The sequence below is a fragment of the Stenotrophomonas sp. GW821-FHT02D01 genome, from assembly GCF_059421765.1.
On record NZ_JBWKVP010000007.1, the window covers coordinates 1 to 21,286 of the forward strand.

The 21,286-nt window shown below is 67.4% G+C and carries 17 protein-coding genes and 1 tRNA gene; 8 read left to right on the top strand and 10 right to left on the bottom strand.

Going from position 1 to position 21,286, the window contains the following annotated elements:
* Positions 1-236 precede the first annotated feature (236 nt).
* Genes tilS through AC07UW_RS14660 form a run of 3 tightly spaced genes read left to right on the top strand, consistent with a single transcriptional unit; the run spans position 237 to position 2,688 of the window.
* Entirely contained in the window at positions 237-1,523 is a 1,287-nt protein-coding gene (gene tilS, locus AC07UW_RS14650) for a tRNA lysidine(34) synthetase TilS (protein WP_495212305.1), read from the top strand.
* Positions 1,524-1,559: 36 nt separating this feature from the next.
* Complete coding sequence (locus AC07UW_RS14655) at positions 1,560-1,820, top strand: exodeoxyribonuclease VII small subunit (RefSeq protein WP_006381978.1); 261 nt, start codon at positions 1,560-1,562, stop codon at positions 1,818-1,820.
* Positions 1,810-2,688, top strand: a complete 879-nt coding sequence (locus AC07UW_RS14660) for a polyprenyl synthetase family protein (RefSeq protein ID WP_442244098.1) — start codon at positions 1,810-1,812, stop codon at positions 2,686-2,688. Before AC07UW_RS14655 ends, AC07UW_RS14660 begins: the two co-directional genes overlap by 11 nt.
* A gap of 69 nt (positions 2,689-2,757) precedes the next feature.
* Here AC07UW_RS14660 and AC07UW_RS14665 read toward each other — a convergent pair whose 3' ends face one another.
* Positions 2,758-3,120, bottom strand: a complete 363-nt coding sequence (locus AC07UW_RS14665; protein WP_025879282.1) for a DUF4870 domain-containing protein — start codon at positions 3,118-3,120, stop codon at positions 2,758-2,760.
* A gap of 88 nt (positions 3,121-3,208) precedes the next feature.
* Positions 3,209-4,576, bottom strand: a complete 1,368-nt coding sequence (gene pmbA, locus AC07UW_RS14670) for a metalloprotease PmbA (RefSeq protein WP_495212306.1) — start codon at positions 4,574-4,576, stop codon at positions 3,209-3,211.
* Positions 4,577-4,644: 68 nt separating this feature from the next.
* On the opposite strand from pmbA, the gene yjgA reads away from it, so the two are divergent.
* Complete coding sequence (yjgA, locus tag AC07UW_RS14675; protein ID WP_025879284.1) at positions 4,645-5,235, top strand: ribosome biogenesis factor YjgA; 591 nt, start codon at positions 4,645-4,647, stop codon at positions 5,233-5,235.
* A 41-nt stretch (positions 5,236-5,276) separates the two neighbouring features.
* On the opposite strand, the gene tldD is transcribed toward yjgA, so the two are convergent.
* From tldD to AC07UW_RS14695, 4 genes are all read right to left on the bottom strand, one after another.
* Positions 5,277-6,722 (bottom strand): metalloprotease TldD, encoded by a 1,446-nt coding sequence (tldD, locus tag AC07UW_RS14680; RefSeq protein WP_025879285.1) that lies wholly within the window; start codon positions 6,720-6,722, stop codon positions 5,277-5,279.
* A gap of 63 nt (positions 6,723-6,785) precedes the next feature.
* Positions 6,786-10,655 carry a YhdP family protein gene (locus AC07UW_RS14685; protein WP_495212307.1) on the bottom strand — a complete coding sequence of 1,290 codons (3,870 nt, stop codon included), beginning with the start codon at positions 10,653-10,655 and terminating at the stop codon, positions 6,786-6,788.
* Between the two features lie 30 nt (positions 10,656-10,685).
* Positions 10,686-12,173: a ribonuclease G gene (gene rng, locus AC07UW_RS14690; RefSeq protein ID WP_025879287.1), complete on the bottom strand. Its 1,488-nt coding sequence runs from the start codon at positions 12,171-12,173 to the stop codon at positions 10,686-10,688.
* Complete coding sequence (locus AC07UW_RS14695; RefSeq protein ID WP_495212308.1) at positions 12,166-12,774, bottom strand: Maf family nucleotide pyrophosphatase; 609 nt, start codon at positions 12,772-12,774, stop codon at positions 12,166-12,168. Before AC07UW_RS14695 ends, rng begins: the two co-directional genes overlap by 8 nt.
* Positions 12,775-12,904: 130 nt before the next feature.
* Here AC07UW_RS14695 and AC07UW_RS14700 point away from each other — a divergent pair, with 130 nt between their 5' ends.
* From AC07UW_RS14700 to arcD, 4 genes are all read left to right on the top strand, one after another.
* Positions 12,905-13,642 carry an SIMPL domain-containing protein gene (locus AC07UW_RS14700; protein ID WP_025879289.1) on the top strand — a complete coding sequence of 246 codons (738 nt, stop codon included), beginning with the start codon at positions 12,905-12,907 and terminating at the stop codon, positions 13,640-13,642.
* A gap of 219 nt (positions 13,643-13,861) precedes the next feature.
* Complete coding sequence (locus AC07UW_RS14705) at positions 13,862-14,518, top strand: energy transducer TonB (protein WP_223496032.1); 657 nt, start codon at positions 13,862-13,864, stop codon at positions 14,516-14,518.
* Between the two features lie 215 nt (positions 14,519-14,733).
* On the top strand, positions 14,734-17,526 hold the full coding sequence (locus AC07UW_RS14710) for a TonB-dependent receptor (RefSeq protein WP_223496034.1): 2,793 nt from the start codon (positions 14,734-14,736) through the stop codon (positions 17,524-17,526).
* Positions 17,527-17,634: 108 nt separating this feature from the next.
* The gene (arcD, locus tag AC07UW_RS14715) at positions 17,635-19,056 is read left to right on the top strand and encodes an arginine-ornithine antiporter (protein WP_223497285.1); all 1,422 of its coding nucleotides are present in this window, start codon (positions 17,635-17,637) and stop codon (positions 19,054-19,056) included.
* 19 nt (positions 19,057-19,075) lie between these two features.
* Here the strand turns inward: arcD and AC07UW_RS14720 are convergent, their stop codons facing one another.
* The 4 genes from AC07UW_RS14720 to rsfS all read right to left on the bottom strand — a co-directional run bounded on the left by AC07UW_RS14720 (position 19,076) and on the right by rsfS (position 21,232).
* Positions 19,076-20,035 carry an alpha/beta hydrolase gene (locus AC07UW_RS14720; protein ID WP_495212309.1) on the bottom strand — a complete coding sequence of 320 codons (960 nt, stop codon included), beginning with the start codon at positions 20,033-20,035 and terminating at the stop codon, positions 19,076-19,078.
* Between the two features lie 150 nt (positions 20,036-20,185).
* A tRNA-Asn gene (locus tag AC07UW_RS14725) sits at positions 20,186-20,262 on the bottom strand.
* A gap of 22 nt (positions 20,263-20,284) precedes the next feature.
* Entirely contained in the window at positions 20,285-20,755 is a 471-nt protein-coding gene (gene rlmH / locus AC07UW_RS14730; protein WP_025879294.1) for a 23S rRNA (pseudouridine(1915)-N(3))-methyltransferase RlmH, read from the bottom strand.
* A 63-nt stretch (positions 20,756-20,818) separates the two neighbouring features.
* Entirely contained in the window at positions 20,819-21,232 is a 414-nt protein-coding gene (gene rsfS, locus AC07UW_RS14735; RefSeq protein WP_025879295.1) for a ribosome silencing factor, read from the bottom strand.
* Between the last annotated feature and the right edge of the window lie 54 nt (positions 21,233-21,286).

Genomic DNA, 21,286 nt, shown 5'->3' on the forward strand with positions numbered 1-21,286 from the left:
CGGTTGCGGGGGCGTGAGCGCCATGGATGGCGCGACCGAGCTTACATGGACGTACTTGCAGCGTCCCCCGCAACCGGACCCACCCCGCCATCCCACGGAATGCCGGCTTTTGCTTCGGCTGTTGCTGTTGCTGTTGCTGTTGCTGCTCAGGTTGCCGGCCAGCGGCCGGCACTACCGCTTCGGCGGGTGCAGGGCGCAGCCCTGCCGACTCACCCACCCACCCTATACTTGCCGCCGTGACTGCCTTCCCCGCCCTCGTTCCGCTTGATGCACCGCTGCTGGTCGGCTACAGCGGCGGCCTGGATTCAACCGTGCTGCTGCACTGGCTGTGGCGATCGGCGCAGGCCGCCGGCACGCACTTGCGCGCCGTGCATGTACACCATGGCCTGCAACCCGCTGCCGACGACTGGGTAAGGCACTGCCAGCAGCAATGTGCTGCGCTGGGCATCGAACTGGCCGTGCACCGCGTGCAGGTCACGCGTGAGGGCGGGCATGGGATCGAAGGTGCCGCCCGGCTGGCACGCCGCGCTGCATTCGCCGCCGAGTTGCAGCCTGCGGAAACCCTCGCGCTGGCCCAGCACCAGGATGACCAGGCCGAAACCTTCCTGCTGCGCGCGTTGCGCGGCTCGGGCATTGATGGGCTGGCGGCGATGACCGCTGACAGCCACCTCGACGGCCATCGCCTGTGGCGTCCATTGCTCGATGTGCCTCGCAGCGGGCTGCAGGCCTACGCCACCACACACGGCCTGCACTGGATCGAAGACCCCAGCAACGGCGACGACCACGCCGACCGCAATTTCCTGCGTCTGCGGGTACTGCCACTGCTGCGCCAGCGCTGGCCACACGCCGCTGCCGCATTGGCTGGCAGCGCCGCGCATAGCGCGCAGACCCGCGCGCTGCTCGACGAAGAAGATGCCGAGCTGCTCGCTCACCTGGAAGTGGCACCACGGGTGCTGTCGCTGGAGCTGCTGCGCCAGGTTGCACCGGAACGTGCTGCGCGCGTGCTGCGTGCGTGGGTACGCCAGCACAACGCAGCGCCGCTGCCGGCGCACGTACTGCGGCAGGCGCAGAACGAACTGATGGGCGCCGGCGCTGATCGGCAATCGCAGGTGCGTTGGCAACAGCACGCCATCCGCCAGTGGCGCCAGCACGCCTACCTGCTGCCGGCAGCGCTGCCGTCACTGCCGAAGGACTGGCAGGCGGCGTGGGACGGCCGCGCGCCGCTGCAGCTGCCCGACGGCGGCCAGCTGCGCCTGCTCGGCACGGACGGCTTCGAACACCCACTGCAACTGCGCGCCCGCCAAGGGGGCGAACGCATCGTGCTGCCGGGGCGTACGCATTCATCCACGTTGAAGGACTGCCTGCAGCGCGAGCACCTGGCGCCCTGGCGACGCGCGCAGCTGCCCCTGCTGTTCGACCGAGAGCAGCTGCTGGCGGCCGCCGACGTGGTCATTTCCGCACCGCTGCAGGCCTGGCTGCAGGCACGCAATGCACAGTTGCAGTGGCATCCGGGCGGCTGGTGAATTGACCCTCGCGCGCGCGCCGTCCACACTTGTCGCATGGCCAAGAAGTCCCCCGAAAACGCCTCCCCGGTCGCCCAGTTCGAGCAGTCGCTCGAATCGCTGGAACAACTGGTGGAGCAGATGGAAACCGGCGAGCTGAGCCTGGAAGCGTCGCTCAGTGCTTACGAACGTGGTGTCGGTCTGTACCGCCAGTGCCAGCAGGCGCTGGAGCAGGCCGAGCTGCGCGTGCGCCTGCTCAGCGATCCGGCCCAGCCCGAAACCGCCGAACCCTTCGATCCGCCCAGCCATGACGGCTGAGGCGTTGTTCGCGCGCTGGCGCGACCGTATCGAAAGCCAGCTCGACGCCGCCCTGCCCTCGCCGGCCGAAGCCCCGCAACGCCTGCACCAGGCGATGCGGTATTCCGTGCTCGGTGGCGGCAAGCGCATGCGCCCCTTGCTGGTCTACGCCGCCGGCCAGGTGTTCGGTGCCCCGCTGGACAAGCTCGATGCCGCAGCGATGGCGGTGGAGCTGATCCACGCCTATTCGCTGGTGCACGACGACCTGCCGGCCATGGATGACGACGCCCTGCGCCGTGGCAAGCCCACCACCCACATCGCCTTCGACGAAGCCACCGCCATTCTCGCCGGTGACGCCCTGCAGACCCGTGCGTTCGGCCTGCTGGCCGATGCGCCGCTGCCGGCGGCATTGCGCGTGGCATGCCTGCAGACCCTGGCCCACGCCTCCGGCGCGGCCGGCATGTGCGGCGGCCAGGCGCTGGACATCGATGCCACCGGCCAGCAGCAGTCGCTGGCAGCGCTCACCCGCATGCATGCGCTGAAGACCGGTGCGCTGATCCGCGCTGCGGTGCGCATGGGCGCGTTGTGCGGTGAAGCGCCCGAGCCCGTGCTGGCCCAGCTCGACGGCTTCGCCGATGCGCTCGGCCTGGCCTTCCAAGTCCGCGATGACATCCTCGATGTCGAGGCCAGTTCCGAGCAGCTGGGCAAGACCGCCGGCAAAGACCAGGCTCAGGACAAGAGCACCTTCCCTGCCCTGCTCGGCATGGACGGTGCCAAGGCGCAGCTGCGCGAACTGTCCGCGCGCATGCAGCAGGCGCTGGCGGGCTATCACGAAGAAGCCGATGCGCTGCGCGCACTTGCCACGCTGGCCGTGGAACGCGATCACTGAAGCAGTGTGCGGCCACCAACAAAAACGCCCGGCACTGCCGGGCGTTTTCGTATCCGCGTGCGGCCGTTCTTACTTGATCAGGCGCAGCGCGAACGGGTAACGGTAGGCTTCGCCGTTGTTGGCCTTCACCGCAGCGATGATGCTGAAGACCAGGCTGAGCAGGCCGACGATCGGCGCCAGGAACACACCGATGACCACGAAGGTCAGGATGATGCAGACGAACATCGCGATGGCGACGGTGATCTGGAAGTTCAGCGCTTCCTTGGCCTGGTCGGTGACGAAGGCCTTGCTGGCGTCATCCTTGTTGATCAGCCAGATGACCAGTGCGCCGATGAAACCGGTGAAGATGCCCAGCAGGTGCGCCACCAGGGCCATGGTGCGCTGGTCAGCGGGTACGCTGCTCGCCGCCGGGACGTTCTCGAATTCGCTCACGACAAAACTCCTTTTTTATTGGGTGGTCTTGACCGACCGGCGGCAAGCCGGTCGCGTCAGGCGGGCCTAGCTTACGCCATCAATGGCATCAATCATTGCCGGCGATCGTCATCCGTCCCACCAGGATCGAGCCGGTGCGGATATGCGAGCGCGGATCGACGTCGCTGCCCACCGCCTCGATGGCCATGAACATGTCCCGCAGGTTGCCGGCGATGGTGATGCCATCCACCGGATACTGGATCTGGCCGTTCTCCACGCGGAAGCCGCCGGCGCCGCGCGAGTAGTCGCCGGTCACCCCGTTCACCCCCTGCCCCATCAGTTCGGTCACCAGCAGGCCGTTGCCCATCTGCGCGGCGATGTCCTGCAGGGAGCCGGCGTTGGCCGCCAGCTGCAGGTTGTGCACGCCGCCGGCATTGGCGGTGGTCTGCAGGCCCAGCTTGCGCGCCGAATAGCTGCCCAGCACGTAACGCTGCAGCACGCCGTCACGTACCAGGGCCGAGGCACGGGTGGCCACGCCGTCGCCGTCGAAGGCGGCCGAGCGCAGGCCGCGGCGCAGGTGCGGCAGCTCCTCGATCTGCATCCAGTCGGGGAACAGCTGCTGGTCGACGCTGTCCAGCAGGAAGCTCGCCTGGCGGTACAGTGCGCCGCCGGAGACCGCCGACAGCAGATGGCCCACCAGGCTGCGCGCTACTTCCGGCGCGTACAGCACCGGCATGCTGCCGGTCGGCAGCGAACGCGGCTGCAGGCGAGCGATCGTGCGCTCTGCGGCGCGGCGACCGACGCTTGCCGGATCTTCCAGATCCTCCCGGGCCAGTGCGCCGGTGTACCAGCCGTCGCGCTGCATGCCGTCGCCGGTGCCAGCGATCAGCGCACAGCCGATCGAATGATGGGTACCGCGCTCGCGGCCGATGAACCCATGCGAATTGGCGTAGACCGACACGCTCTGCATGCTCGATACCGAGGCGCCATCGGAATTGCGGATCTGCGCATCGGCTTCGCGGCCCGCGGCCTCGCAGGCCAGTGCCAGGTCCACCGCCTCGTCGGCCTGCAGCTCCCAGGGGTGCCAGCCATCCAGTTCGGGGAAGTCGCGGGCCATCAGGTCGGCCTCGGCCAGGCCGGCGGCCGGGTCGTCCTCGGTATGGCGGGCGATCGCGCAGGCCTGCTCGACGGTGGCCAGCAGGCTGGCCTCATGCAGGTCGGCGGTGCTGGCACTGCCCTTGCGCTGGCCGAAGTAGACGGTCACGGCAATGCCGCGGTCACGGGTGGACTGCACGGTCTCGACCTCGCCGAGGCGGACATTGACCTCCAGCCCACGGTCTTCGCTGCAGCTGACCTCGGCCTGGCTGGCGCCCAGCGCGCGGGCACGCTGCAGCAGCTGCTGGGAGATGTCGGCCAGCCGTTCCAGCCGGGCCGGGCTGTCGTCGCCGACGGCGACTTCAGGGGCGATCACGTTCAATGCTTTATCCTGTGCGGGTTGGGCCCGGCATCACGCCGGGCGACTTTTTTTGAAATCAGGTATGGACGATGCGCGGACGCGACGAAGAAACCGGTGAATTCCACGACAAGAGCCGCAGCCAGAACCGGCGCGATGCGCTCGACGTCCTGGCCCTGGGCGAGAAGCTGGTGTCGCTGACCCCGGCCCAGCTGGCGCGCCTGCCGATCCCGGAGGACCTGCTGCCACACATTGCCGAGTGCAAGCGCATCACCGCCCATATCGCGCACAAGCGGCAGCTGGCGTTCCTGGCCAAGCACATGCGCCGCGAGGACGATGCCGCGCTGGACGCGATCCGCGATGCGCTGGATGCCAACAGCGAAACCGGGCGCCGCGAAGTGGCGATGATGCACCGTGTCGAAGACTGGCGCGAACGCCTCATGAATGAAGGCGACAAGGCGCTGGCCGCGCTGCTGGATGACCATCCGCAGGCCGACCGCCAGCAGTTGCGCACGCTGGTGCGCAACGCCCAGGCCGAAAAGGCCAAGAACAAGCCGCCGCGCGCCTACCGCGAGATCTTCCAGGTGCTGCGCGCGCTGATGCTGCCGGCCGCGCTCGGCCTGAAGGCGTCCGCTGAGGACGTCGAGGCAGACGAACCGGTCGACGACGCCGACGAGGACTGAGTCCCCGTCGGGCATGGCGGTGGCTGTGGCCATCGCCGTGCTCAGGCCTGGGTACCGCCGACGGTGATGCCCTCGATCAGCAGCGACGGCTGGCCGACACCGACCGGCACACTCTGCCCGTCCTTGCCACAGATGCCCACGCCCTCGTCCAGGGCCAGGTCGTTGCCGACCATGCGCACCTTCTGCATGGTTTCCGGGCCATTGCCGATCAGGGTCGCGCCCTTCACTGGAGCGGTGATCCGGCCGTCCTCGATCAGGTAGGCCTCGGTGGCCGAGAACACGTACTTGCCGCTGGTGATGTCGACCTGGCCGCCGCCGAAATTGACCGCGTACAGGCCCTTCTTCACCGAACGGATCATTTCCTGCGGGTCATGCTGGCCGGCGCGCATGTAGGTGTTGGTCATGCGCGGCATGGTCATGTGCGCGAACGATTCGCGACGGCCGTTGCCGGTCGGCGCCACGCCCATCAGCCGCGCGTTGAGGCTGTCCTGCATGTAGCCGACCAGGATGCCGTCCTCGATCAGCGTGGTGCACTGGGTCGGGTGGCCTTCGTCGTCGATGTTGAGTGAACCACGGCGTCCGTCCAGGGTGCCGTCGTCGACGATGGTCACGCCCGGGGCAGCCACGCGCTCGCCGATTCTGCCGGCGTAGACACTGGTGCCCTTGCGGTTGAAGTCACCTTCCAGGCCATGGCCGACCGCCTCGTGCAGCAGTACGCCCGGCCAGCCCGGGCCCAGTACCACCGGCATCACCCCGGCCGGCGCCGGCACCGCTTCCAGGTTCACCAGGGCCTGCCGCAGCGCCTCGCGCGCAAAGGCTTCCGGGCGGCCATCGGCAAACAGCGCTTCATAGCCATAGCGACCGCCGCCGCCGGCATAACCCGACTCACGGCGGCCGTTCTGCTCGACGATCACCTGCACGTTCAACCGCACCAGCGGGCGCACGTCGGCGCCCAGCACACCATCGGTGCGGGCAACCAGCACGGTATCGACGCCACCGGACAGGCTGACCATCACCTGCTTCACGCGCGGGTCGGCCGCGCGCAGGTAGCCGTCCAGGCGCTTGAGCACCTCGACCTTGGCTTCGTTGCCGATGCCGTCGATCGGGTCCAGCGCCGGATACAGCACGCGCGCATCGCCGCGCAGCAGCGAGCGTCCGGTCTGTGCGCCGCCTTCGCGCGAGATCGCGCGTGCCGACTGCGCTGCGGTCAGCAGTGCACCGGCATGGATGTCATCGGAATAGGCAAAGCCGGTCTTCTCGCCGGCAATCGCGCGCACGCCCACGCCCTGCTCGATGGAATGGGCACCGTCCTTGACGATGCCGTCTTCCACGCTCCAGCTTTCGCGCCGGGCGTGCTGGAAGTACAGGTCGCCGAAGTCGACACCGGGGCCGAGCAGTTGGCCGAAGGTGCGCTCCAGGCCAGCGGTATCCAGGCCACCGGGGCGCAACAGGCGATCTTGGGCAAGCGTCAGGGCGTTGTCAGTCATGGTCTCGATCTGGGGGTATGAAGGCGGTCAGGCAAGGCCGCCCTGGGGAAACGGGGTCCGCGCTCAGCGCGGCGGCGGTGGTTCGGTGATGGTCGGCGGCACGGCCGGCAACGGCGGCAGGCGCGGCGGCGGTGCGGGTACTGGCGCACGTTCGCGGCTGCGCTCGATCACCTCCACCTTGGGCTCCTTCCAGGGGCCGGTCACCTTGTAGGTGCGGGCACCGATCTCGCCCAATGGCTTGGACAATACCGCATTGGTGGCTGCACCCAGCGCTGCGCCCACCGGGCCGCCGGCCACCGCGCCGACCACGGTCAGCAGGTTGCCGGCGCGCGGGTTGACGTCGATGGTCTGGTCGAACTGCTGTTTCCGCAGGTCGGCCTCGCCACGGATGGTGATGTTCGCTGCCGGCCCTTCGATCAACACCTTCTCGGTACGGGCCATGCCCTCGCCGAACTGCACGCTGCCCTCGACCTGGTTGAACGCGAAGCCCTTGGAGAAGAAGTCGCGGAAGTCGAACATCAGCCGCCGCGGCAGCTGGGCGACGCTGAGCAGGCCCAGCACGCGGCCGGCACCCGGCTCCAGCTCCAGCAGCTGGCCATTGCGGGCATTCACATCGAGCTGACCCTGCAGGTTGCCAAGCTGGAAGTCCGACGGACCGCCGGGCCACGAGGCCTGCAGCTGGGCGTGGCCGGAGCCGCCGCGCAGCTGGCCGCCGTAGTCGAGGTTCTGCAGCAACCCGCCCAGGTCTTCACTGCGCACCTGCGCATCAAGCGCGGTTCGCGAACCGCCACCCTTGCCAAGCCAACGGCCACGGATGTCGATCTCTTGGCTGGGGGCGCGGAACTGCAGTTGTTCCACGCTCAGGCCATTGGCGATCGGCCGCGTACGCAGCACCGCCTGGCCCAGCACGACCTTGCCGAACTTCAGGTCGGCGATGTCCAGTGCGAACGGCGGCAGCTTGGCCGGGTCCATGTCGTCGGCACCGGCCTGCACCCGCGCCGGTGCCGCCGTGGCTCCGGGAAGGGTCGGCAGCGATTGCCAGTACACGCGCTCGAGCTGGCCGCTGATGGTGCCGCCATCGGCGTTGGGCACATTCAACTTGCCGGCCAGCGAGGGGCCATCAAGGCGCACGTCCAGCGCCTGCGGGCCAGGATGCAGCTGCAGGCGGGTCTGCTCGAACACGCCGCCGATCAGCATCAGCTGGCCGACCTGCACGTCCACGGCGCGCAGCGGCATCGGGTCGCCATCGCCACCGGCGCCACGGGCCAGGCCGATCCATTCCAGCGCATCCAGGGTCGGGCTGCGGCCATTGATGGTCAGCCCGCTGGGCGGTGGTTCGCGGTCAACGTGGTCGCTGCCCAGGGTGACCTGAACGCCGGTCTGGTTGTTGTGGCTGCGCGCGGCCAGCGCCAGACGCTGGCCGAACGCCACGTCGATGCGGCCGGCGCCCATCGGCAGCTGTGCGGCCACGGTGGTCGGCAGCGGCTCGTTGGCCGGCTTCTGCAGCGGTGCCGGCAGGTCCAGGCGGGTGCCCAGCAGATCCGAGCGCAGGCGCAGCTCGCTGGGCGGCGCTGGTGTACCCGGCGCGACCTTCGGCAGGTTCACCGCGATGGTCCACGGCGAGGTGCCGTTGATGTAGGGCTTCAGCCAGGCCATTTCCGGTGCGCGGTCGATCAGCACGCCCGCATCGAGCGTGGCGGCCAGTTCCGATTCGAAGGCCAGCTTGGGGTCACGGACGAAACCACCGGCGCGCAGGCTCAGCCTTCCGTCCTGTCCGAGGTGGCGCACTGCCAGTTCCTCGGCCGCGAAGCCGGCGTTGCTGTAGCGGGCCTGCCCGCGCATGTTGTCGAATTCCAGCTGGAAGCGCTTGTCGACCAGCTTCAGCCCGGCCAGGTCCACCGTGCCCTGCAGGTGGCCACCGCCCTGGTCATGATGCAGGGGCTGCAGCAGGTCGAAATGCACGTTGGCCGGCCCGCTTGCCGCGAGGTTGTCCAGGGTGTCGCCGTATTCCTTGTGCAGCGGGCTCTGCCGCAACATCGCCAGCAGCTTGCCGGCATCGCCCTGGCTGTCGGCGCGGACGTACAGTGGCTGCTGGCCGAAATCCTGGATTCCGGCTTCGAACGTCTGCACCGCCACGCCAGCCAGATCGCCGCGGCCGTGCATGTGGAAACCGGGCCCAATGAAGGCGACATCGGCATCGACCTGGCCCATCAACGGCCAATCGTGCTGGAAGCGGATGTCACCGTTGCTGATGTGGCCGGTGGCCTCGAAGCGGCCATCGTTGTTGTCGAACGGCCAGTCGTCCAGGTCACCACTGACCAGGCCGATGCCGTTGCGCACCTGGCCGCCGGCCAAGGCCATGTCCAGCCAGTCGGTGGCGCCCTTGCTCATTCTGGAATGGATCCAGAAACGCTTGGCCGCGGTCATCGGTACGTCGTCCAGCTTGGCCGCCAGCTGCATCCACGGCCGGGTGCCATCGCCCTGGAACCAGAGACCACCGCGCACGTCGGCAGCGTAGTCGGTGCCTTCCACACGCATCGCCGGGGTGCCGATGCGCCAGCCACCGGCCTCGTCACGCCAACCGACGATCTGCCCGGCCAGGTGCAGGTCGTGACGCACGCCGAAACCGGTCGGCCAATCGAACTGCAGCTGGCGCTGGGGTTGCAGCTGCAGGCTGAAGCCGTTGGCATCGCCCTCGAAGCGGCCGCCCAGGCCGCGCAGGCCCGGCGAGTTGCCAACACTGGCAAAGCCCAGCGACTGCAGTTCGCCCTGCACCCACAACGGACCATCCTGCTGGCCGCGCAACTGCAGCTGCGCCACGTCCAGCTGCGGCTTGGCCAGGTACAGCCAATGCCGCAAGCCCGCATCCAGTCGGTCGCTGAGCGCCAGCGCGCGCAACGCGGTACCCGCCTGCGCTGCTGCGGCCTGCACCTGCATCTGCTTGCCCACCCGCAGTTGCAGCCCGTCCAGCTGCTGCTGGCTGCCATCGGCCTGCAGGCGCAGGCGCGGCACCTGCAGCGCCCAGCCTTCTGCCGTCCGCTGCCAACGCAGGCGCGCCTGCAGCCGTTGCAATTGAATTTCCGGGCGCGCCACGCCAGGCATCGGCGCGCCTTCGACACGCAGATCACGCAGATCCGAATCGGTGATCAGCGCCACCGGGGCGAAATCACGCAGGGTCAGCCACAGGTTGAGCTCGCCCTTGCCCTCGCGCAGGCGCATGCCGCCGGCCGCCAACAACGGCGCCCAGGCACGGAAATCGATCGGATCGGCACCTACCCAGGCCTGGCCGTTGCCGCGCTGGCGATCCAGGTCCAGCACCGCCGTCAGCGGCAAGGCGTCGGTCTGTGCCCAGGCACGCACGCCCACCCGCAGGCGGTCGCCATCCACGCGCAGGCGCAGGTCGATACGTGGCAGGGTGGCGTCGACACCCAGTGCTGGCGCATGCACGCCGAGGCGACCACCAATCACCTGCAGTTCGCCCAGCCGGCGCAACGCATCCAGCGGATCGCCGCCAGCGCGGGACTGCGGCAGGCCGCGCACCGACCAGCGGCCATCGGCCGCCTGCTGCAGGTCCAGCGCCAGGCCGCGCAGGCGCAGTTCGGTCAGCGAGCGGCCCGGCAACAGGCCGCTGTACATCGACACCAGCACCTCGGCATCGCCGACGGCCAGGCCCTGGCCCGCGCCGATGCGCAGGCCCTTCAACTGCAGCAGTGGACCACGTCGGGTCCAGGCGGTGTCCAGGCGTTCGAAGCGCACCGGTTGCCCGGCGCGCGTGCTCAGCCAGGCCGCGATCCGGTCGGGATGGCGCTCAGCCAGCGGCAACAGCTGGCTGAGGGTGCCGACCAGCAGGGCAAGCCCGACCAGGCCAACCGCGCATGCGGCGATGAAATGACGGCGGATCCTTCGCAGTCGCAGGCGCGGCGGCGCGCTCATCGGCCACCGAAAGCAGACAGTCGGCCTGGATCAGAGCAGAACAACATCGAACTGCTCCTGCAGGTACTGCTCGTCCGCCTGGAAGCGGATGCTCTTGCCGAGGAACTCCTCCAGCTCGGCCACGGCCGTGGATTCCTCATCGGTGATCCGCGCCACCACCTTGCTGGACGCGATAACCAGCAGGCGCGCGGCATCGAACTGGCGCACCGCGCGGGTGATCTCGCGGAAGATCTCGTAGGTCACCGTTTCGGTGGTCTTGATGGTGCCGCGGCCACTGCACTGCGGGCAGGTTTCCGACAGCTGGCGCTCCAGGCTTTCCACCGTGCGCTTGCGCGTCATTTCCACCAGGCCCAGCGGCGAGAAGTCGTACACCGTGGTCTTGGCATGGTCGCGGGCCAGCGCCTTTTCCAGGGTACGCAGCACCTGGCGGCGATGCTCGGCGTCATCCATGTCGATGAAGTCGATGATGATGATGCCGCCCAGGTTGCGCAGGCGCAGCTGCCTGGCCACCGCCTGCGCGGCCTCCAGGTTGGTGCGGAACACCGTCTCTTCCAGGTTGCGCTGGCCGAGGAACGAGCCGGTATTGACGTCGATGGTGGTCATCGCCTCGGTCTGGTCGATCACCAGGTAGCCACCGGATTTCAGCGGTACCTGCTTGTCCAGCGCACGGCCGATCTCGTCCTCGACCCCGAACATGTCGAAGATAGGACGATCGCCGCTGTACAGCTCGATCTTCTCTGCCAGCACCGGCATGTACTTGGCCACGAACGCCTGCAGCTGGGCGAAGGTCTCCTTCGAGTCCACCTTGACCTTGTCCACGTCCTTGCGGATCAGGTCGCGCACCGAACGCAGCGGCAGGCTCAGGTCTTCATAGATGTTGCTGCACGACGCCGCCTCGCGGCCGCGGCGCTCGACCACGTTCCATACCCGTGACAGGTAGGCGATGTCTTCGGCGATGGCCTCGGCCGGCTGGCCTTCGGCATTGGTGCGCACGATGTAGCCGTAGCCGCCGTGCTGGGCCGACAGTTCGGTCACCAACGCCTTCAGCCGCGCGCGCTCGCCTTCGTCCTCGATGCGCGCCGACACGCCCACCACCTTCGACTGCGGCAGCAGCACCATGTAGCGCGAGGGAATGCTGATCTGGGTGGTCAGGCGTGCGCCCTTGGTCCCGATCGGATCCTTCACCACCTGCACCACGATGTCCTGACCGTCGCGCAGCAGCTCCACGATCGGCACGCTGGACGGCGGCGGCAGGGTCGTGTTCTCGGTATCGGCGCTGGCCACCGGCGCCGGTCGCACCACGTCGTTGGCGTGCAGGAACGCGGCGCGCTCCAGGCCCACTTCGACGAATGCCGCCTGCATGCCTGGCATGACCCGCTGCACCTTGCCCTTGTAGATGTTGCCGACCACACCCCGGCGCCAACCGCGCTCGATGTGCAGTTCCTGCAGCATGCCGTTCTCGATCACCGCGACCCGGGTTTCGCGCGGGGTCACATTGACCAGGATTTCCTCAGACATCGGCAGCCTCCCTGGCGGCATCAGCAGTTGGGGCCAGCACGCCGCAGCGGGCCAGCAGACGATCGGTATGCAGCAACGGCAGCCCCATGACACCGGAGTAGCTGCCGGAAAGGTGTTCGATCCAGCGCTCGGCACCGCCCTGGATGGCATAGGCACCCGCCTTGTCCAGTGGCTCGCCGGTGGCGACGTAGGCAGCGATGTCGGCGGACTCGATGGCGGCGAAGGTGACCTCGGAAACAACCAGTTCGCTGTCCAGCCCGCGCGCGTCCACCACCACCACGGCGGTCATCACCTGATGGGTGCGCCCGGCCAGCCGTGCCAGCATCGCCCGCGCGTCGGCCGCGTCGGCCGGCTTGCCGAATACTTCGCCATCGAGCACCACTTCGGTATCCGAGCCCAGCACCCTCGCCTGCGGGTCCTCGGCCAGCACCCGTGCCAGGCCGGCGCGCGCCTTGTCGGCGGCGACCCGGCAGACATAGTCCTGGGCACTTTCAGAGGCCGCGCGCTGCTCGACGACCTCCAGGTCCAAGGCCTGGAAAGGGTGTCCGAGTCGGGCCAGCAGCTGGTTGCGTCGGGGGGAGCGGGAAGCAAGATAGAGCATCGACACAGCATAACCTGACGCCGGTACCTGAATCGTCGGACAATCCTTCCCCGGCGCCTGCAACCCCGAACGGACTCACAACGCGTTCATCGCTACGACACCACCCTCACCGCCACAACAAGGAGATCCCATGCGTCGCACCGCCACCCCGCTGCTGCTTGCCCTGTCCCTCGCCCTTGGAGCTTCGATGACCGCCCATGCCGACCCGTCGTCGCCGTCGATCGCCGCCGCGGCCGAAGGCACCCTGCTGAACATCTCGGCCAACGCCGAAGCCACCCGCGTGCCGGACGTGGCCACGCTGTCGGCCGGCGTGGTCACCCAGGCCGCCGACGGCAACAGCGCCATGCGCCAGAACGCCCAGCAGATGGACAAGGTACTGGCTGCGATCAAGGCCGCCGGCATCGCCGAGCGCGACGTGCAGACCAGCGGCGTCAGCCTCAACCCGCAGTACCGTTATGCCGACAACGAAGCCCCGAAGATCACCGGCTACCAGGCCAGCAACACCGTCAGCCTGAAGGTCCGCGACATCGCCAAGCTCGGCAAGGTGCTGGACGCGCTGGCCGCGCAGGGCGCCAACCAGATCAACGGCCCGCAGTTCGAGATCGACCAGCCCGAGCCGGTCTATGACGAAGCGCGCCTGGCGGCACTGAAGAAGGCCCAGGCCCGTGCCCAGACCTATGCGAAGTCGCTTGGCCTGCAGGTGCGCCGCATTGTCAGCATTTCCGAGAACGCCGGTGGCGGTTTCCGCCCGATGCCGATGATGCGTGCGCAGGCCGCCGGCATGGCCATGGACAAGGCCACCCCGGTCGCCCCGGGTGAATCGACCGTCTCGGTGAACCTGGACGTGGTGTTCGAACTGGGCCGCTGAGGCTCCTTCCGTTCAACCGACGGCGCCCTGCGGGGCGCCGTTTTCGTTTCCACCGCCGCCGTGCCGGCAGCGTTACATGAAGGGCAGCTCAACGCTGCCGCCCCTGCCTCTAGGCAGTGGTGGAGGCGGCGCGCTAATGATTGACTGCCAGCCGCGTGCGGCAACCCCGATGGCGGCCCTGGTGCGTTGAGGACTTCGACACTGGCATGGAGGTGGACCATGGTTCGTACGTATCCCGTAGTACCCCTGCACTTCGATCCCGCCCGCGTTGCCGCTTGGAGTGCGGCCATCGCCCTGCATCTGCTCGCGTTCCTGTTGTTGCTGATCCCGGCGACCTACCAGGCCATCACCGCGCTGCCGCGCGATCAGACCACGGTACGGTTCATTCCCAGGGAAGAGCCCAAGCCGATCGAGCCGCTGCCGGTGCCGACCGAGCCTGAAAAGGTGGAGGTGGTGCACAAGCGGCAGGCCACGCCGGTGCCCGCACCACTGCCGACGCCCACCGCGACCGTCGAGGAGGCCCAGGGCATCATCCTGCCGGCGGCCGAGCCGACTGCGGTGCAGGCTGCGCCGACCATTGCCCCGTCCACGCCGCTGGCCGGTGCCCAGCTGCAGTACCGCAGCAACCCGCCGCCCAGCTACCCGATCCAGGCCCTGCGCAATCACGAACAGGGCACGGTGCTGCTGCGGGTGGAGGTGGACCCCAGCGGACAGCCGGTGAAGGTCAGCATCGAACGCAGCAGCGGCTCGCGCAGCCTGGACCAGGCCGCCCGCCAGCAGGTGCTGCGCCACTGGCGTTTCGTGCCGGCCGAGCGTGATGGCATGGCCGTTCCGGCCATCGGCATGGTGCCGGTGCAGTTCTCCCTGCCCAACTGACCCCTGGGCCGGCCCGGCACCTGCCGGGCCGGCAGTAACGGTGAATGGGCCGGAACAGGGCCAATCTGCCCGGTTATTTGAACTTCGTTGGAAAACCGTTACGAATTTAGTAAAACTTCACACCTTCGTCACCTGCCGGAAACCTAGATTGACGCGTCCCGGGACACACCGGAGACAGCCCTCAATGCTCGAGTTTTCCAGTCAGGAGAGAAGCTGTGAAACACCCGATCCAACGGCCCGCCAGCCGCCGCCGCAACCACCTGGCAACGTCCATCACCCATATCCTCACCGGCGGTGCCCTGCTGCTCGCCGGAGCCGTGGCTTCCTCTTCTGCATTCGCGCAGGAACAGGCCACCAACCTTGACCGGATCACCGTCACCGGTTCGAACATCCCGCGCACCAACACCGAGACACCGTCGCCGGTGCAGGTGGTGACCCGCCAGGAAATCGATCGCACCGGCAAGACCTCGCTGGCCGAGTACCTGCAGACCATCACCGCTGATGGTGCCGGCTCCATTCCCAAGACCTTCGGCAACGGCTTCGCCGGCGGCGGCGCCGGCATTTCGCTGCGCGGCCTGGGTGCCGGCTCCACGCTGGTGCTGTTGAACGGCCGCCGCATGGCCACCTATGGCCTGGCCGATGACGGCCAGAAGGTGTTTACCGACCTCAGCACCATCCCGCTCGACGCAGTCGAACGCGTGGAAGTGCTGAAGGACGGCGCCTCGGCAATCTACGGCTCCGACGCCATCGCCGGCGTGGTCAACATCATCCTGCGCAGTGACTTCCAGGGCGTGATCCTGCGTGGTTCCTACGGCTTGTCCGGCGACAGCGATGGCGACGCCAAGAAGGCCACCCTGACCGCCGGTACCGGCGACCTGGCCAGCGATGGCTGGAACGCGTTCTTCAGCCTGGACGTCGGCAAGACCGACGCCATCAAGATCAGCGATCGCAAGAACCGCAAGTGGATCGGCACCGGCGACACCCGCCAGTGGGGCTATGACAAGACCGCACAGTTCCTTGGCGGCGCATACACCCGTGGCGGCACCTCGGGCGGTTCCGGCCCGAACGGCTCCTACCTGGATGCCACCGGCCACCTGGTTCCCCTGCCCGGCTGCGCGGGCCTGACCACCATCGGTGGCCAGACCCCGGCCAGCATCGCCGCCGACGGCTGCCTGTTCGATCCGGCGCAGCAGTACCGCGACCTGATTCCGGAAGAGAAGTACGTCAACGTGTTCGGTCGCGCCAGCTTCGCCTTCGGTGAAGGCGGCGAGGTCTACACCGAGATCGGCTACTCGAAGAAGCAGACGATCTTCAGCAATACCCCGTCCGGCGTATCCGGCGGCTGGGGTTACCCCGGCGGCCCGGTCAACGCCAACAGCGGCTCGGGCGCAACCACGCTCGGTGCCACCCACCCGGACAACCCGACCGGTGCGCCGGTGCGCCTGCGGTACTCGGCCTGGGACGTCGGCCCGCGCGTTACCGACAACACCAACGAGTTCAACCGTTTCCTGGTTGGCGTGAAGGGCAACTGGGGTGACTGGAGCTACGACACCGCCTACCTGCATTCGGGCACCGACCTGACCAACAAGCGCACCGGCTTCCTGAACTACGACAACGTGCGTTGCGCACTGGCCAACCCGAACTGCGCCGGTGGCGTGTGGCGCATCGGCGACAACGCCGGCCAGAACTCGCAGGCGCTGTACGACTTCATCTCGCCGATGATCAGTGCACGCGCCAAGTCCAGCCTGGACATGTTCGACTTCACCATGTCGCGCAGCCTGATGGACCTGAAGGGTGGCCCGCTCGGCCTGGCGTTCGGCACCGAATGGCGCAAGACCAGCAACAGCCTGACCCCGCAGACCTTCACCGACACCGGCGACATCATCGGCCTGGGCTATTCGGCCTACGACGGCACCCAGAACGTGTACGCAGGCTACGTCGAACTGTCCGCACCGGTGCTGGAGCAGTTGGAGCTGTCGGCCGCCATGCGCTACGACAAGTACGAGAGCGGTGAAGGCAAGGCCACGCCGAAGCTGGGCGTGAAGTGGACCCCGGCCGACTGGATCGCCCTGCGCGCCAGCTACGCCGAAGGCTTCCGCGCGCCGAACCCGGCCGAGAACGGTGACGGTGGCCTGGCCGCCTTCTCCACCGCAGTCGACCCGATTCGTTGCCAGATCAGCGGCAACAACGCGGCAGAGTGCGGCGCAAACTCGGTGGCGATCATCACCAAGCCAAACAAGCTGCTGAAGCCGGAAGAGTCCAAGAGCTACTCGGTCGGCATCGTGCTGCAGCCGACCTCGTCCACCTCGATGACCGTCGATGCCTGGCAGATCAAGCGCACCAACGAAATCGTGCAGGGCAGCACCTCGGCGGCGATCCTCGCCGGCAACGTCCTGCGTGACAGCAACGATCTCAATGGCGTGGCCAACAGCGGCACCATCCTGGCAGTCAACACCGCCTACGTGAATGCCAGCTCCTCGCGCGTGCGCGGTATCGATACCGATATCCGCCAGACCTTCGATATCGGCCCGGGCCAGCTGGAGCTGGACCTGCAGTGGAGCCACATCCTGAAGTTCGAGCGTACCGAGGGTGGGGACACCGTTGACTACGTGGGCACCCACGGCAACTGCGATGTCACCAACTGCATCGGCACGCCGAAGGACAAGGTGAACTTCGGCACCACCTGGAAGCAGGGGCCGTGGAGCGTCAGCGCCGTTGCCAACTACATCAGCAAGATGGAGAACAAGGACAAGCGTGGCGGCGACTACCTGGCCTTCTACGCCGATGGCGAGCCGGTGAAGAAGATCTCTTCGTTCACCACGATGGACCTGTCCGGTCGCTGGAGCATCAACGATTCGTTCGAACTCAACGCCTCGGTGGCGAACGTGTTCGACCGCATCGCCCCGCTCGACCCGACCACCTACGGCGGCGTGAACTACAACCCGATGCACTTCTCCGGTGCGCTGGGTCGTTATTACACCGTCGGCTTCAAGTACACCTTCAAGTAATACCGCTGCCGCTTCACCTGCAAAGGCCCAGGCTCACGCCTGGGCCTTTGCTTTTTTCCGCACGCGACAGCGTCCATCATGGATACCCCGATACCTGCGGCGCACGTGATGCCCTCTTCCAACCAACGCCTTGGCCTGGCCGCACTGACCGCACTGGTGGTCGGCTCGATGGTCGGTGCCGGCATCTTCTCGCTGCCGCAGAACGTGGCGCGCAGCGCCGGTCCGGCCGCCGCGCTGATAGGCTGGGCGGTCAGCGGTGCCGGCATGCTGATGCTTGCCTTCGTGTTCCAGGCCCTGGCCAATCGCCGCCCTGACCTGGACACCGGCATCTATGCGTATGCGCGCGAAGGCTTCGGCAACTACATCGGTTTCTCCGCCGCCTGGGGCTACTGGGTCGCTTCGGTACTCGGCAACGCCAGTTTCTTCGTACTGATCTTCAGCGGTCTCGGCCACTTCGCACCGGTGTTCGGCGAAGGCAATACACCGGCCGCCATCGCCGCATCGTCGCTGTTGCTGTGGACCGTGCACCTGCTGGTGCTGCGCGGCCTGCGCACCGCGGCGATCGTCAATGGCCTGGTCACCTTGGCCAAGCTGGTGCCGATCGCGCTGTTCCTGATCCTGGCGGCCGGCGCATTCCGCATGGACGTGTTCCGCGCCGACTTCTTCGGCGCTCCCGCGCTGGGCGACATGGGCCAGCAGCTGCGCGGGATGATGCTGGTCACCGTGTGGGTGTTCATCGGCATCGAAGGCGCCAGCATCTATTCGCGGCGCGCAGCACGGCGCGCCGATGTCGGCCGCGCCACCGTGATCGGCTTCATCGGCGTGTGGCTGCTGCTGGTGCTGGTCAGCCTGCTGTCGATGGGCGTGCTGTCGCAGGCCGAACTGGCCGGCCTGCCCAATCCCTCGATGGCCTATGTGCTGCGCGCGATCGTTGGCGAATGGGGAGCGACAGTGATCATCATCGGCTCGATCATCTCGGTGCTGGGCGCGCTGCTGGCGTGGGTGCTGCTGTGCGCCGAGGTGCTGTTTGCCGCCGCTGGCGATGGCACGATGCCGGCCTTTCTCGGCCGCGAGAACGCGCGCGGCGTGCCCGCCAATGCGCTGTGGTTGAGCAACGGCCTGATCCAGCTGTTCCTGCTGCTGGTGCTGTTCAATTCGGGCAGCTACACCAGCCTGGTGCTGCTGGCGGCGTCGATGAGCCTGGTGCCGTACTTCCTGTCCAGCGCATTCGGCGTGAAGCTGGCCTGGCAGGGCGAGGCCTACGCCAGCGCGGCCGGCGCCCGCTGGCGCGACTTCATCGTCGCGCTGCTGGCCAGCGCCTATGCGTTGTGGCTGGTGTATGCCGGTGGCCTGGACAACCTGCTGCTGTCGGTACTGCTGTATGTGCCGGGCGTAGTGCTGTACGCGTTGACCCGGCGCCAGCGCGGCGAGCGGGTGTTCACGCGCTGGGAATGGGTGCTGTTCGGCGCGATCCTGGTGGTGGCGATCGCTACGCTGGTGGCGTTCGCCCGTGGCGCGCTGACCTTGTAAGGCCGAGCCACGCCCGACGCTAGTGCTTCGTCAGCATGCCGATGTCATGCATCCAGCGTTCTGCCAGGCTGGGCCATGCCGACACCGGCGCATCTTTCAGGCGCAGGCCGAACGCGTGGCCGCCGTGCGCGAACAGATGCATTTCAACCGGCACGCCGGCCCCGATCAGTGCACGGTGATAGACCAATGCATGACGGACATCGTCCGTCGGGTCATCGGCGGCCTGCACGATGAACGTCGGCGGCGCCTTTGCATCGACCACGATGTCTTTTTCCAGCGAATCATCCTTGCGTACCCAGAGATGCCCTGGATACAGCAGCATCGCGAAATCCGGCCGGCTGGACTGCACATCGGCCGCATCCAGCGGTGCATAGCTGCGCTGCGCATGCGTGCTCAACCCGGCCACCACATGGCCGCCGGCCGAGAAGCCGATCACGCCCAACCGTTGTGGATCGATCTTCCAGCGCGCGGCCTGCGCACGCAGCAGGCCCATTGCCCGCTGCGCATCCTGCAAGGCCATCGGCACGGCCGGAATGTCGCGGCAGTTGCATTCGCGGTCCCAGTTCGGCCCCGAGGCCGGTACGCGATACTTCAGCAGTGCGCAGGTGACGCCCTGCGCGGTCAGCCAATCGCAGATCTCGCTGCCTTCCAGGTCGATCGCCAGCACGTTGTAGCCACCACCCGGTATCACCATCACTGCCGTGCCGTTGGGCGAGCCTTTCGCCGGGAACACGGTGAGCGTGGGCACGGCCACGTTCTGCAGCATCATCCAGCGCTCGCCACTGGCCTTGGACACGGTTTCGCTGACCTGCTCGCGGCCTTTCAGCTTCGGCGGTGCCATCACCTGCCCATCCGGCCACAGAGGGAGTTCGGTGGTACCGGCTGGCGGGTGCCAGGTGGCAGGCGCGGCGGCCGATGCGGTAAATGGCAGCAGGACCATCAGCAGGCGAAATGCAAAGCGAGCGCGCATCGTCAACATCCACGTGATGGACCTGCAGTGTAGAGTCGAGTCCGCTCGAAAGATCGCGCGCGATGCATCCACGCATGGCGTGGATCCACCGCCGCACGCGACTGCACGGCGCGACACAACAAAAAAGGCCTGCATCTTGCGATGCAGGCCTCTTGAATGTGGCGCCCGAAGTTGGACTCGAACCAACGACCCCCTGATTAACAGTCAAGTGCTCTAACCGGCTGAGCTATTCGGGCAGACCGCCAGTATAACGACTCTTCACGCGCGATGGTAGGGGTGATTGGCCAACATCGCAGCAGCGCGATACAACTGCTCGGCCACCACCAGCCGCACCAGCATGTGCGGGAGCGTCAGCGGGCCGATCGACCACTTTTCATCGGCCAGCGCAGACACTTCCGGCGAATGCCCTTCCGGGCCACCGATCAGGAACGCCAGGTCCCTGCCCTGTCCACGCCAATGCTCCAAGCGCTGCGCCAGCTGTTCGGAACTGAGCTGGCGGCCCGGTACGTCCAGTGCAACGACATAGGCGTTCTTCGGCAACGCAGCGATCACCCGCTTGCCTTCGTCTTCGGTGGCGCGACGTGCGTCGCGCCCTTTGCCGCGCAGGCCGGGCTCGATCTCCACCAGCTCGAAGGGCAGCCAGTGCGAGAGCCGCTTCTGGTACTCGGCAAACCCCTGCGCCACCCAACTGGGCGCGCGTTCGCCGGTGGCGATCAGGCGGGCTTTCATCAACATTCCTCCAAAACGTCGACGGCGCCATCGGCGCCGTCGAAAACTGCATCAACGAATGGCTCAGGCCACTTCGTCGTCGTCGTAGGACGGCGGCTGGTCGCCAACGGTCCACAAGCGCTCGAGCGCGTAGAACTCGCGCACGCGCGGCAGCATCACGTGCACGATGACGTCGCCCAGGTCGACCAGCACCCATTCGGCTTCACGCTCGCCTTCAACACCCAGCGGCATGACGTCGATGTTCTTGGCGAAGCGCACGACTTCGTCGGCGATGGACTTCACATGGCGGGTCGAAGTACCCGATACGACCACCATGTAGTCGGCGACGCTGGACTTGCCGCGTACGTCGATCTCGACCGGGTCCTTGGCCTTCAGGTCTTCGGTGGCTTGACGGACGCTGGCCAGCAGTTCCGGCACGGAGGGCGGCGGGCTGGGCAGATCGACCTTGATGGTCTGGGGCTGGGTCTGGTTGCTCAAAGCGGGTCGACTCGATAAACGTGGGGGCGATTATACGGGCACAGCGCGGCAACC

Coding starts and splice junctions, on each gene's coding strand:
- AC07UW_RS14655 (WP_006381978.1), top strand. CDS start 1,560: ATGGCCAAGAAGTCCCCCGAAAACGCCTCCCCGGTCGCCCAGTTCGAG.
- AC07UW_RS14660 (WP_442244098.1), top strand. CDS start 1,810: ATGACGGCTGAGGCGTTGTTCGCGCGCTGGCGCGACCGTATCGAAAGC.
- yjgA (WP_025879284.1), top strand. CDS start 4,645: ATGCGCGGACGCGACGAAGAAACCGGTGAATTCCACGACAAGAGCCGC.
- tldD (WP_025879285.1), bottom strand. CDS start 6,722: ATGACTGACAACGCCCTGACGCTTGCCCAAGATCGCCTGTTGCGCCCC.
- AC07UW_RS14685 (WP_495212307.1), bottom strand. CDS start 10,655: ATGAGCGCGCCGCCGCGCCTGCGACTGCGAAGGATCCGCCGTCATTTC.
- rng (WP_025879287.1), bottom strand. CDS start 12,173: ATGTCTGAGGAAATCCTGGTCAATGTGACCCCGCGCGAAACCCGGGTC.
- AC07UW_RS14695 (WP_495212308.1), bottom strand. CDS start 12,774: ATGCTCTATCTTGCTTCCCGCTCCCCCCGACGCAACCAGCTGCTGGCC.
- AC07UW_RS14700 (WP_025879289.1), top strand. CDS start 12,905: ATGCGTCGCACCGCCACCCCGCTGCTGCTTGCCCTGTCCCTCGCCCTT.
- AC07UW_RS14705 (WP_223496032.1), top strand. CDS start 13,862: ATGGTTCGTACGTATCCCGTAGTACCCCTGCACTTCGATCCCGCCCGC.
- arcD (WP_223497285.1), top strand. CDS start 17,635: ATGCCCTCTTCCAACCAACGCCTTGGCCTGGCCGCACTGACCGCACTG.
- AC07UW_RS14720 (WP_495212309.1), bottom strand. CDS start 20,035: ATGTTGACGATGCGCGCTCGCTTTGCATTTCGCCTGCTGATGGTCCTG.
- rlmH (WP_025879294.1), bottom strand. CDS start 20,755: ATGAAAGCCCGCCTGATCGCCACCGGCGAACGCGCGCCCAGTTGGGTG.